The organism is Nonomuraea sp. NPDC049784, from assembly GCF_040659615.1.
Classification (GTDB): domain Bacteria; phylum Actinomycetota; class Actinomycetes; order Streptosporangiales; family Streptosporangiaceae; genus Nonomuraea.
The window spans coordinates 1-11819 of sequence record NZ_JBFAMX010000296.1; the positions used below are offsets into that span (position 1 = coordinate 1).

Below are 11819 nucleotides of genomic sequence, written 5' to 3' on the forward strand. Positions count from 1 at the left end.
GGGCCCGGGCGATCGCGACCCGCTGCTGCTGGCCGCCGGACAGCTCTGCGGGCCGGTGGCCGAGCCTGTCGGCCACGCCGAGGGTATCGGCGAGCGTGTGCGCGCGCTGCCGTGCCGCGTGGTCGATCCGGCGACCGCCCAGCTCGAGCGGGAGCACGATGTTCTGAAGCGCGGTGAGCATCGGCAGCAGGTTGAACGACTGGAACACGAAGCCGATGTGCTCGCGGCGGAAGATCGTGAGCGCGTCGTCGTCGAGTGATCCGAGGTCGGTGCCGGCCACGGTGACGGTGCCGCCGCTGGCCTGGTCGAGTCCGGCCAGGCAGTGCATCAGCGTGGACTTGCCCGATCCGCTCGGCCCCATGATCGCGGTGAACCTCCCTCGTGGGAGGTCGAGGTCGATGCCGCGCAGGGCATGCACCTGGGCATCGCCTTGGCCGTAGGTCTTGGTCAGGTCCCGCGCGCTGGCGGCCAGGGTTTCCTGAGTGGCCTGCTGGGTGGTGGTCGTCATGGCATAGAGGCTTTCGGTTGACGGGGCTGGGATATGCCGAGCGTGCTGGTCACTTCGTTGTCGTAGATGCGGTAGAGGTCGTAGCGGGCGCCGTGTTCCTCGAGCCAGCGCGCGCCTTCGTGGGGGCGCACGTCCAGCGCGATGCCCTTGACGTGGTTGGATTCCGCCGGTGGTAGCACGAGCATGCGTGCCAAGGCCGGGGCGCCGCAGCGGCGCACCTCCTCCTCGAACATCCGTAGTTGGACAAGGGGATCGCGGTATCCCGAGGTGAGGCCGATGAGCTGGCCGTGACGCCAGAACGCCTCGGTGCGGACCGTGGTGAACGCCGCTTTGGCGCCGTCGGTGAGCCCGATGAGGTCCTCGGCGGGGAATCGCATCCGTAACGCTCAGCGGCAGGCCAGTTCGCGGGCGCGGCTGGGATGGCGGGCGAGCGCCACAGGCAGCAGGAGCACGGCGAGCACCAGCGTGACCGCGGCGTACAGCCGGTCACGGGGCCGAGGTGGGAGGGTGCGTGGTTCGTCCATGACGAACCACGATTGACGCCGAATGTGCACGCGTTGTCCGCCGAATGTCACCGTTTCTCGACGGCGGCCACCGCCGGCGCGACCGTGACACAACCATGACACGGGGCGGACGAGGCGGGGACACGGCCGGTCGACAGTGGATGGGGTTGACCGGCGGGCGAGTTATGGACGAGTTACGGGGGCGTGCTGTGAAACTCGGCGGCATGTCGCGAGGTTGTTGATCGAGGATGACCCAGCCGTGCAGGAGGGCCTTGAGCCGACCTGGACCCGAACCGTCCACCGTGGACTGGAAGCGGTGTCCGGGCAAGCCGGAGGTGGACTGCGGCACGGTGACCGCACCGGTCGGCTGGTCGAAGCCGGACGGGCCGACCATCCAGGTGGCCCTGGCCCGGCGCGAGGCCACCGATCCGGGCCACCCGCATCGGGTCGATGCTGTTCGGCCCGGGTAGCCCCGGAAACTGCGGCGTCGCCCTCATCAAGCAGGGCGAGCTGAGCCGGCCGGAGCTGCTGTGACCGTCCGCTGGGACAGAACGTTGCGACGAAAGTGATCATGAAAAGGAGAAGGCGTGGCTAATAACGGAAAATGGGACCGGCGTTCGCTGTTGCGGGGCGCCGCCGTGCTGGCCGGTGCCGCCGCGACCGCGCCGCTGCTGGGCGAGGCGGCCACGGCGCAAGCCGGCAGCGGTGACGCCGACGCGCTGTTCAAGGCCGGGAAGTTCGAGCAGGCCGGTCGCGCCTACGAGGAGATCCTGAAAAAAGATCCCAAGAACCTGCACGCGGCCCGCCAGCGCGGCTATGTAGCGCTCCTGGCCAACAAGTTCCCCGACGCCGAAAAGTACTTCAAGATGGCCATCCAGCTGGCGCCCGAGGACAAGGAAACCAACGCGCTCCTGGGCGACTGCTACATCCGGCAGGACAAATTCTCCCTGTCCGCACCACACTGGAAAGCGGCCGGCGAGGACAGCTACGCCAAGTGGTTCGCGGCAGTCCGCGGCGAGGCGTATCAGGTCCACGGCGACATCGCGCGGTTGCCATTCCAGCAGATGGACCCGAGGCCGCTGGTAGAGGCCTCGGTCAACGGCGGACCGACGAAGCGCTTCACGTTCTACACCGGCGCCCCGAATCTGAGCATGCGCGCGTCGGTAGCCAAGGAGGCCGGGCTGAGCCCCGTCGCCAGTCAGAAGACCGATTCCGAGGGCACCCCCATATGGATGCATTACGGGGTGCTGGACTCCTTCAAGCTGGGCGGCATCGAACTGCGCAACGTCCCCATGGGCTGGTCGTCGACGGAGTCGGGCGAAGATGTCGACACCGACAGCGACGGCCTGATCGGCACGTGGGTCTTCTACCACTTGCTGACCACCTTCGACTACGCGGGACGGCAGCTGATCCTGCGCCGCCGCACCCCCGAAACGGCCAGGAAGGCACGCGCCGCCGCCACACGGGCGGGCGCCAAGCCCCTGCCGCTGTGGCTGGCGCGTGAGCAGTACCTGCACAGCACGGGCAGCTTCGCCGGCGTCGCCGGCTCCGGCACAGGGGTGGTGGGCGTGAACTTCGGCGGAGTCGGCGAGATCGCCGCGGGCGTGCGCGGGGGAACGGCCGAGCAGTTGGGGATCCGCACCGACTACGACCGCCAGATCGGGACTTTTGCCCAAAGCCACCCGGCCGTCGTCTACCCCTGCTACCCGAAGGAGATCCGCCTCGGCAACGCCGTCGCCAAGGAGGTCTACTGCTACACGAACCCAAACCAGCCGGTCAACGTGCCCTGGCCCTATGGGACAGGGTTCGACTCGATGGGCTGGTTTTCCCACTGCTTCTGGAAGCCCTACAACATCACCGTCGACTTCACCGACATGAACCTCTACATCGCCCGCGGCAAGGCCACCTGATCACCGCGACTGCACGGGCGTCATGAGAGCTGCCGGCGCCGTCGGGATCAGGCTCCCGGGAGTGTAAGAACAACGGCTCTGGCCCGTAATCGGTGGTGGCGTTAAGTGATCTTCACTGCAGCAGGATGCGGTGGCGCAGAAGGTCGAAGCCGGCACGGCCGTGCATCTGCCGCATGATTCTTTTCGTGCGGGTGTTGACGCCTTCGGTCCGGCCGTTGTGGTGCGGAAGGGTGAGGGCGGCGTTCACCGCGCCGCGGTCGAGTTCGAGGCCGTTGGCGAAGCCGTGCAGGTGGGGCAGGTCAGTGGCTCGGAGGGTGGTGATCCAGGCGGTGAGCTTGGCGTCGTTGCCGTCGGCGGGGGTGAGCAGTGCGGCGAAGTCGCGGACATGGCGGGCGAGGGCGGTCAGTTCGGGGCAGGCTGCGGTGAGTTCCTGCACCAGTTGGGTGTTGCTTTCGCGTAGCCGGTCGGGATGGGTGAGCAGGAGGCGTGCCAGGCGACGCGGGGTGATGACGGGCCGTTCCCCTTCGGCTCGACCTTGGGTGATGTAGCGGTAGAGCAGATTGAGGCTACCGGTGTAGCCGAGTTCTCTTATCTCACGAAACAACTGCTGGACTGGCACAGCGGGGTCGGTGGCGCGCCGCTCTCGCAGGTGATCGCGGTAAGGATCAACGAGGGTGGGCCGGTAGCGCGGAGCGCGGCGTAAGGCCTCGGGTTCGCGGGTGCGGGCATAGCGCTTGACGGTGTTGAGGGACAGGTTCAGGCGGCGGGCGCATTCCAGGAGGCCGACGCCCTTGTCCAGCAGGTCATGGATCTGCTGCCAGCGCTCGCGGGTGGTCTGTTCACGGACGCCGGCGGGCCGGGCCGGGTTGACCATGGCCCAGCAGGCGCTGTGGGAACGAACCTCAGCGAGGGTCTTGTCGCAGAGGTTCCCCCACAGGTGCCACCGGTCCCCGACCGCACCGCATCCGGCAAAGTGCGTCGAATCGCCTCGCCGTAGGCGCCCGACCCGTCGCGGCAGACGATCTCGACCCCGGGGTGGGATCGCAGCCATGTCTCCAGGACGTCGGCACCGCGGCCGGGCAGCACGTCGATCCGCTCGCCGGTCTCGGCGTCGGTGAGGATGGTGGCGTAACGGTGGCGGCGCTTGAGCGCGAAGTCATCGACACCCAGCACGCGCGGGATCCGCAGCGGTGGCAGCGGCAGCCGCATGAGTAGTCGCAGAGCCGTGGACCTCGAGACTGCGAAGGCCAGGACCACCGAGAGCCGAGCCCCCGCCCGGCCCGCCAGCTCTTTGACCACTGCGCCCAATTGGCCGGTGAGCCTGCTCGTTCGACGCTGGTAACGCTCGAGCAGCCCCGGAACCTGCTCACGGAAAGTCTGCCGAGGGCATCCCCACGCCGGGCAGACCAGACGCCGTACTCGTAGCGAAACCACCACCCGCCGCCCGTCGACCGGGACATCCGTGACCGTCCGGCTGGCGTAGCCGTGCATCCGGCCGGTCAGCACCCCACACACCGGGCACGGCGCCGGCTCGTCGCGAGTACGGGCCATAACCCGAATGAGGTCATCCTCGTCCTCTAATCCCTCAATGACCAGGGCAGACAGTCCCGCAAACACCACACTCGTAAGATCGCCGATCTTCAGCACGGCCCAGCCTGGCAGGGATCACGCAGCGCCACCACCGATTACGGGCCAGAGCCGTTAGCCTGGACACACCCGATCGGCCCGCGTGACTGGGCGGTCGCCACCGCGTACGTGGACCCCGCCGGCCACCTGCTCAGCGACGCCCAGAGCGAAAGCCTGCACTCGAAATGGACGTTGCTCTCCTCGTCCGGCGACGGGCTTCCCGCAGTCACCTTCGGCAACTGGCTCCGGGCCCAGCACTACACCGTCGTCGCGAGCTACCATCCCGCCGGCCGGTTCTGGCCGTTCCAGTTCATCGAGGCCGGCTGGATGGGCCTGCTCATCCTGCTGCTGGGCATCGCCACCGTCTGGCTGCTGCGCCGCCGGATCGGCTGACTCAACGCCGCGCCGCCGCATCGGCAGGCTTTGGCGCACCCTCCCGCGCTCGTTCAGTGGCACCGGCTCGACCCGGTGCCGCCAACGACGCACGCCCTCATCCTGCTCGCGAACAGTTCTAGGAATCTGATGAAACCCGGAAACACCGATATGACTCGGCCTCTCGGCCACGCCGTGACGGGCCTGTGCGGCCGGCTGCCACGGCTGGTCGCCATCTTGCTGGGCTTCACCACCGCGACGGCGTGCGCCGCTTCGCCCGCCCAGATAGTCGCAGCGGCCCACGCCGCTCCGTCCACGGCCTCGCACTCATCCGCGTTGGCCTCCTACTCCTCCCAGACCCCAGTACTACCTCGGCCGACAGGCTCGCACGCGGTCGGCCGCACCACGCTGCACCTCGTCGACGTCCGCCGCCCAGATCCCTGGGTGCCGTCGGCGGGCCCGCGGCAGCTGATGGTGTCGATGTACTATCCCGCCCGGCCCAGCACCGGTGGACCGGCACCCTACATGACCACCGAGGAGGCGCGGCTGTTTCTGCAGGCGAAGGCTCCGGACGCCGACATCCCACCCGACAAGCTCAGCAGCGCCCCCACATGGGCGCATACCGGCGCACGCCCAGCGCACGGCAGGTTCCCCCTGGTGCTGCTCTCACCCGGCCTCGCGTTCCCGCGTGCCACCCTCACCGGCCTGGCCAACGTCGGGCTTGCCGAATTGTATGAATTCATGGATACCGCTATCGACGAACAGTTCGGCCCCGACCAGTTCGTCACGGCACAGATGGCGCGTCTGGATATCGCGTCGGGTTACTTGGAATGGGTCAACGCAGGGCACCCGGCGCCGTTGCTGATCCGCGGCAACCGCGTCATCGAGGCGTTGGAGGGTGCGGGCACTCTACCGGTCGGCTTTGGCGGTGCCGCCCCGCAGATCAACACACGCCAGCTCGTGCGTCACGATCGGGTGCTGTTCTACACCGATGGTCTCATCGAAGAGCACGAGACCGGCGGTGAGCAGTTCGGCGAAGAACGTCTGATCAACTCCATCGAGCACGTCGGGCCCATGACGAAAAGCGTGCAGCAGATGGCACGAAGCCTCTCTCACGCACTGATGCGCGAGAGGAAGGGGATGACAAGTGATGACGCGAGCCTCTTCCTGGTCGAATGGTGCGGCGGAACCGCAGACCACCTCGCCGAAATCGACCTCTGACCGTTCTGAACGCGTTCCCGATCACTCCTTTGACAGTGACGCCACATCTGCTGATGCGGTCGCGGGCCTGAAGCAGAGGTGTCGCAGGTCCGGCAACGCCTGTAGTGCGGCAAATTCGCGTGTACGGGCTGAGCTGGGGTTTCTCCGCCAGGGCCATGCTGCTCGGTAGCGATCCTTGATCGCTCCGCCGAGTACTCGGCGGCGTTCTCCGTCGATCAGTATGCGGTCGGTGCACTCGGCGCGCACCGTGCGGATCCACCGTTCGGCGTAGCAGGGTCGCCCTCGTGTCCGTGGCGGCGTCTTCAGCACCGTGATGCCCGCCGCGGCGAAGGCCTCGTCCGAAGACCGCGGTGAACTTGGCGTTGGCCCCGGGCCGACCGCACATTGACAGGAGACCTCGCCTCTTCAGATCCACCGATCTTCGACCACTGGCCGACGCTGGCACAAGACGCTCTTGCGCGGATGCCTTCTCAGCCCCCCGACTCCTAGCTTGCGCGCTTATCGTGGTGGGTGGCTCGACGGTCAGCAGATGTTCTCGCGGGGTTTATCGTGCTGTCGGCCCCGGACAGCTTCCCGATTTCCAGCACCGATCAAGCCTGCAACACACCGCTCGACACGGGACCTAATGATCCATTTGATCAAGGCGGTTGAGCTGAGTCAGGCAGTGCGTGCGACGACGCCTACAGGCGAAGACCTGCCGTCTGGTGCCAGCCGGTGAGCTCGAGCAGGCGTCGCACCTGCGGAGGGGGCGAGCGCAACGTCAGAACGTGGCCGCAGCGCAGACCGGCGGCGGTGACCAGGGCGCGCAGCCCGCCGACGTCGCAGAACACCAGGCCGCTGAGATCGACGGAGAAGCTGCCACGGCCCGCCATCGAGGCCAGGGCCCGGGTCAGGGCGGGCAGGGCGGCGCGGTCGAGCTCGCCCTCGATCTGCAGGCCCGCGAGATCGACGATTGGCATGATGCGCGGGAGCCGGTCGGCTACGGCGTCAGGTGTGAGAGCGCCGACCGCGTCCGCAGTGTTCATGCTGGCTCCTGTGGGCGGGGGAGTGCGGGCTGAAGTGGCCGCGGGTGTGAGGCGGTCATGAGCACGTCGCGCCGGGGTTGGCGTGAGCGGAGCAGTCAGGCGGCGATGACCTGATCGTCTAGTGGGCTCGACCAGGTGGAAAGCAGCAATCTGCGCCAGGCTTATCAGCATCCGTGCTCACCGGCCTGACGCTGCCGGGGTGATCAGACGGTTCAGACGCCTCCACCGCTCGTGGCGTGTCGTGGGAAGGGGCCGCTCTCCTGTTGACCGCAGCCGGCACCTGGGGCAGAGCCCGGCCTGTGGTGGGCGCGACGGGATCGGACAACACTCGGAGCTCAAGGACGGCACGGTGAATGGCGTTGAATGATCGACCTCCGCGGTGGCCGGATCCGGACGCTGGGGGAGTGCTCGTCGGTCAGCGGTTCTGGCGGCGGCTCGGACGGGATCTTGGGCGGCGAAGCCGGGTGATACGGGCGGTGCCGAGCAGCAGGATGAGGATTCCGCTGACCATGGCGATCAAGCATCGCGACCGCCAGCGGCAGCGTGCCGTGCAGGCCGAGGAAGTACACCTGCGTGGCGGTGGTGTTCTGCAGCCTGAACACGATGAAGGCGATGGACACGAACGCGGTGGCCCAAAACGCCCACCCAGGCCACGCTGGTGCGGGTGACGGGCGCCGGCATCGAGAACTCAGCTGAAATAAAAATATCCCGCGCCATGACGCGAGAATCTTCTCGCACGCCACGGCGCAGGTTGAGCTTTTCGCGATGTTCAGGGGCGATCAGCTCTTATCACGAATCACATCGTAGTTCGAGAACTCGATCGGGCCCTCGCACAGTTTAGCCATGTGCGCGTTGAACCGATCGGTCGCCGGCAGCTTGTTGTTACGCTGGGCCTCCTCGTAGGAGGAGAACTCCACGATGGCCACGTAGTGATCGGGGCGATCGTGGAGCTTCGCCACGACCTCGCGTCTTACATAGCGCGTGCCCTCGGTCTGCGTTCGCCACTCGTTCATGAGCGACTCGACTTCCGCGGCGCGTTTGGTGTCGAATTCCAGAATCTGTACGAAGCTCATAAGAGCCTCCCCTTTTCCTTGGCCTGCATTCGTTATTCAATACCCATAAGAAATAAATAGCAAGGAAATTTCGTACAAATTAGCGAATTCTGCTGCCAGCGTAAGATGGTGGGAGGGTTCATTTCGGCGAAATGTCCGGACGATTTTGCGGTACGGTGGGCTTCAAAAGTGGCGATCCGGCAGGTCAAGGCGATCTGGTGGCCCTCCTGGGAGAGCTCACCCGATCCCGCCGGAGCCACTGAGATGAAGGTCGCCCGCACTTGTCCATCAGCTGAGGACTTCGCGGTCTTGGGCTCCGTTTCAGGCGCGGAAGACTGTCCGTGATCATCAACAGATCGGCTGGACCCTCGGCGCGAAGGCGGACCGGCATCCGGCGGAAGGCGCCGACCGAAGGAAGGCCAGGCGACTGGTGGTTCGAACGGTTAGCGCCACGCCAATGAGGCGTACACCCACGCGACCGCCGTGATGAGCGCGCCGGTAAGGCCGATGATGATCAACGCGACGTAGAACACGGCGAGTGGACGAGCAAGTCCTGGAGTAGCGGGGTGCGTCCTGTCCGGCCGACATCCTGACGTTGGGAAGAGAAACGTCTACTTTGCCCGCGTTGACCGGGGGAGACGTAGCGTTCGGGTGATGCCCGATCGGCTGCCATGGGAGTCCTCTGGGTCCGGAGGCACGTGGCTGAGGGTGCTGGGAACAGCCACGTGGCCCCCGACATATCGACACACCCGCCAGGGCGGGTAGCCGGATGCTCTCCAGTCAATGTCCTCAACGGGCGGAGGGTTATGGGCAATCCGAGCAAGGCTCATCGTCGCGGCCGATCGCCGCTCGACCCGGCGACGTCCTTCGGCCCGCTGGGTGGCCGGAGTGGGAGACTCTTGCGATGAGCCCTCCTCAGGTGACCTACGACGATGTCGTCGCCGCGTGAGAACTTCTCGCCGACGTGGTGGTCCGTACGCCCGTGGTCGAGTCGCGGGTGCTTTCGGACGTCGTGGGTGGGCCGGTCCATCTCAAGTGCGAGAACCTGCAGAGGTCCGGCTCGTTCAAGGTTCGCGGGGCCTATGTCAGGATCGCGCGACTGGCCGAGGAGGAGCGGGAAGGGGGGTGGTCGCGGCCAGTGCCGGCAATCACGCTCAGGGGGTGGCGCTGAGCGCGCGGTTGGTCGGAGCCAAGGCGACGGTGTACATGCCTGAAGGTGCGGCGTTGCCCAAGGTGGAGGCCACCCGCGGTTACGGCGCTGAGGTGATCTTCGCTGGGCGTACCGTGGACGAGGCGCTTGCCGCGGCGAGGGAGCACGCGCAGCAGACCGGCGCGGTGATCATCCATCCCTTCGACCATCCGGACGTGATCGCGAGGCAGGGCACGATCGGGCTGGAGATCCTGGAACAGTTGCCGGTCACCGGCACGATCGTGGTTCCGATAGGTGGTGGAGGTCTGGCGGCCGGGCTCGCACTGGCGGCCAAGACGCTGCGGCCTGGAGTCAGGATAGTGGGGGTGCAGGCCGAGCGGGCCGCGGCCTACCCCGCCTCTCTGGCCGTGGGACATCCGGTGATGGTCGAGCCTCTTGCGACGATGGCCGACGGCATCGCCGTGGGATGCCCTGGAGGGCAGCCCTTCGAGTTGATCCACTACCTGCTCGACAGGGTGGTCACGGTGAGCGAGGATGAAATCTCCCGAGCGCTCGTGCTGTGTCTCGAACGTGCCAAGCAGGTCGTCGAGCCGGCCGGCGCCGTAGGTGTCGCCGCGCTGGCGGCCCATCCGCAGGCGTTCGAACCGCCGGTGGTCGCGGTGCTGTCCGGTGGCAATATCGACCCCATGCTGCTGGCCCGGGTGCTTCGCCACGGCCTGGCGGCCGCGGGGCGCTACCTGGCCTTGCGAGTGCGGCTGCCAGACCGTCCGGGGGCATGGTTGCTGGCAGATCTTGCCGCCCTCCGGGTGAACGTGCTGGACATCGTGCACGAACGGTTCGGATCGAGGCTGGACGCGGACGAGGTCGAGGTGCAGCTGCAACTCGAAACGAGAGGTCCCGAGCACTGCAAGGAAGCGCTGGACGCACTGCGAAGGGGCGACTACGGAATCATTCTCGGCTGAGTGCCGCGCTAGCCGGCTCACCGCGTTCCATGGTCATGGGCGGGGGCGACAGCGGCGGTGACTCACGTTGCGATGCGGAAATGGGACCACGATCTGCGGACAACGGCCACCAGCTGATCGGCACACACTCACCGCGAGAACCCGAAAGAGTCCACGAAGTGCACCGGGATCCTGGTCCACCGCTTGGCGGAGGTCTGTCGAGACGTGGGATCCAGCCGGATCCGGCGCGTCGCGACGCGCCGGCAGGCTCGCTATCGCCCCAGGTGATGAGGCTAGCTGGGATTGCGTGTTTCCGGCGGCTGGCTGAGCACCTTGACTGGTGGGTGACCAGTCGGCGCAGCTTGCGTCGCTGTCACCGTGAGGGGGTCGTCATGACCCTGGATGCACAAGGAACGAACGCCACCGCCCGCGCCGGCCTGAACGGTCAGGCCCCGCGCTGCGATCACATCAACCAACTCCCGACTGCGGAGTACGGAGTACCCGAATGCAAGGAATGTCTGGCCCTCGGCCAGACCTGGACGCGCCTGCTGGTGTGCCTGACCTGCGGGTGGGTCGCCTGTTCCGACGATTCGCAGGGCGGCCACGCCAAAGCTCACTACCGGGAAACCGATCATCCGGTGGTCGCCGCCCTGGAAGCTCGGTCGACCTGGCGCTGGTGCTATGTGCACCGGCGGACCGTATAGACGAGACGAAAGAGCCTTCATGAGCATTTCTGAACAGCCTGTGAAAGATCGGCAGTACTACGACGGCGCATCGCCGTTCCCCGGGGCGGAGGAGCACCCTCCGGCCGGCCGAGCCCAGATGGGGCTGACGGCCGCGATCGTCGTGCTGCCGTTCATCGCGCTCGGCGCCGCGGTCTTCCTGGCGTGGGGGCAAGGAGTCGCGCTCACCGATCTGCTGCTGGCCGCCGTCTTCTACGTGGTGACCGGGCTGGGGGTGACGGTCGGCTTCCATCGGCTGCTCACCCATGCCTCCTTCACCGCACGGCCATGGCTGCGCGTGATCCTGGCGATCGCCGGATCGATGGGCTTCCAGGGCAACCTCATCGACTGGGTCGCCGTCCACCGCCGCCACCACGCCTTCACCGACCAGCCCGGCGACCCGCACTCTCCCTACCGGTACGGCAGCAGCCTGCGCGGGCAGCTGCGGGGGCTTGCCCACGCCCACCTGGGCTGGCTGTTCACCGACGATCAAACGCCGGCCGAACGCTACGCCCCCGACCTGCTGGCCGATCCGGCCATGACCCGGGTGGCACGCGCCTTCCCCGCCCTGTGCGCGCTGTCGCTGACGCTGCCGTTCCTGGCCGGCTGGGCGATCACCGGCACCCTGCACGGCGCCCTGACCGCCTTCCTGTGGGCGGGACTGATCCGCATCGCGCTGCTGCAGCACGTCACCTGGAGCGTCAACTCCCTGTGCCACGTCATCGGCAGCAGACCCTTCAAGACCCGCCGCCACGACCGCTCCACCAACCTGTGGCCGCTGGCCCTGCT

Annotated in this window: 13 protein-coding genes and 1 pseudogene; 8 read left to right on the top strand and 6 right to left on the bottom strand. The window is 67.1% G+C overall.

Annotated elements, in window-relative coordinates:
* The 3 genes from AB0J09_RS39155 to AB0J09_RS39165 all read right to left on the bottom strand — a co-directional run.
* Positions 1 to 508 (bottom strand): ABC transporter ATP-binding protein (locus AB0J09_RS39155; RefSeq protein ID WP_360702479.1); only part of this gene is annotated, 508 nt, incomplete at its 3' end.
* Positions 505 to 885 (bottom strand): D-alanyl-D-alanine carboxypeptidase family protein, encoded by a 381-nt coding sequence (locus tag AB0J09_RS39160; protein ID WP_360702482.1) that lies wholly within the window; start codon positions 883 to 885, stop codon positions 505 to 507. The genes AB0J09_RS39155 and AB0J09_RS39160, both read right to left, overlap by 4 nt.
* A 9-nt stretch (positions 886 to 894) precedes the next feature.
* Positions 895 to 1032 (bottom strand): hypothetical protein, encoded by a 138-nt coding sequence (locus AB0J09_RS39165; RefSeq protein ID WP_360702485.1) that lies wholly within the window; start codon positions 1030 to 1032, stop codon positions 895 to 897.
* Positions 1033 to 1283: 251 nt separating this feature from the next.
* Here AB0J09_RS39165 and AB0J09_RS39170 point away from each other — a divergent pair, with 251 nt between their 5' ends.
* Together AB0J09_RS39170 and AB0J09_RS39175 are read left to right on the top strand one after the other, a co-directional pair.
* A complete protein-coding gene (locus AB0J09_RS39170; RefSeq protein WP_360702487.1) occupies positions 1284 to 1481 on the top strand; it encodes a hypothetical protein in 198 nt (65 codons plus the stop codon).
* 168 nt (positions 1482 to 1649) lie between these two features.
* A complete protein-coding gene (locus tag AB0J09_RS39175) occupies positions 1650 to 2921 on the top strand; it encodes an aspartyl protease family protein (protein WP_360702490.1) in 1272 nt (423 codons plus the stop codon).
* A 112-nt stretch (positions 2922 to 3033) separates the two neighbouring features.
* Here the strand turns inward: AB0J09_RS39175 and AB0J09_RS39180 are convergent.
* Positions 3034 to 4538, bottom strand: a pseudogene (locus AB0J09_RS39180) (ISL3 family transposase).
* Positions 4539 to 4676: 138 nt separating this feature from the next.
* On the opposite strand from AB0J09_RS39180, the gene AB0J09_RS39185 reads away from it, so the two are divergent.
* Both AB0J09_RS39185 and AB0J09_RS39190 read left to right on the top strand, forming a co-directional pair.
* Positions 4677 to 4940 carry a hypothetical protein gene (locus tag AB0J09_RS39185; protein ID WP_360702493.1) on the top strand — a complete coding sequence of 88 codons (264 nt, stop codon included), beginning with the start codon at positions 4677 to 4679 and terminating at the stop codon, positions 4938 to 4940.
* Positions 4941 to 5444: 504 nt separating this feature from the next.
* Positions 5445 to 6140 carry a PP2C family protein-serine/threonine phosphatase gene (locus AB0J09_RS39190; protein ID WP_360702496.1) on the top strand — a complete coding sequence of 232 codons (696 nt, stop codon included), beginning with the start codon at positions 5445 to 5447 and terminating at the stop codon, positions 6138 to 6140.
* A 680-nt stretch (positions 6141 to 6820) separates the two neighbouring features.
* On the opposite strand, the gene AB0J09_RS39195 is transcribed toward AB0J09_RS39190, so the two are convergent.
* Both AB0J09_RS39195 and AB0J09_RS39200 read right to left on the bottom strand, forming a co-directional pair.
* Positions 6821 to 7165 (bottom strand): STAS domain-containing protein, encoded by a 345-nt coding sequence (locus AB0J09_RS39195; protein ID WP_360702499.1) that lies wholly within the window; start codon positions 7163 to 7165, stop codon positions 6821 to 6823.
* Between the two features lie 779 nt (positions 7166 to 7944).
* Positions 7945 to 8238 carry a hypothetical protein gene (locus tag AB0J09_RS39200; RefSeq protein ID WP_360702502.1) on the bottom strand — a complete coding sequence of 98 codons (294 nt, stop codon included), beginning with the start codon at positions 8236 to 8238 and terminating at the stop codon, positions 7945 to 7947.
* Positions 8239 to 9229: 991 nt separating this feature from the next.
* Between AB0J09_RS39200 and AB0J09_RS39205 the strand changes: the two genes are divergently transcribed.
* The 4 genes from AB0J09_RS39205 to AB0J09_RS39220 form a co-directional block, all read left to right on the top strand.
* Positions 9230 to 9388 carry a hypothetical protein gene (locus tag AB0J09_RS39205; protein WP_360702513.1) on the top strand — a complete coding sequence of 53 codons (159 nt, stop codon included), beginning with the start codon at positions 9230 to 9232 and terminating at the stop codon, positions 9386 to 9388.
* Positions 9379 to 10329, top strand: coding sequence for a pyridoxal-phosphate dependent enzyme (locus AB0J09_RS39210; protein WP_360702505.1), 951 nt, complete (start codon positions 9379 to 9381; stop codon positions 10327 to 10329). Before AB0J09_RS39205 ends, AB0J09_RS39210 begins: the two co-directional genes overlap by 10 nt.
* Positions 10330 to 10700: 371 nt before the next feature.
* Positions 10701 to 11012, top strand: coding sequence for a UBP-type zinc finger domain-containing protein (locus AB0J09_RS39215; protein ID WP_360702507.1), 312 nt, complete (start codon positions 10701 to 10703; stop codon positions 11010 to 11012).
* Positions 11013 to 11031: 19 nt separating this feature from the next.
* Positions 11032 to 11819: acyl-CoA desaturase (locus AB0J09_RS39220; RefSeq protein ID WP_360702510.1), on the top strand; the 788-nt coding region annotated here is incomplete at its 3' end.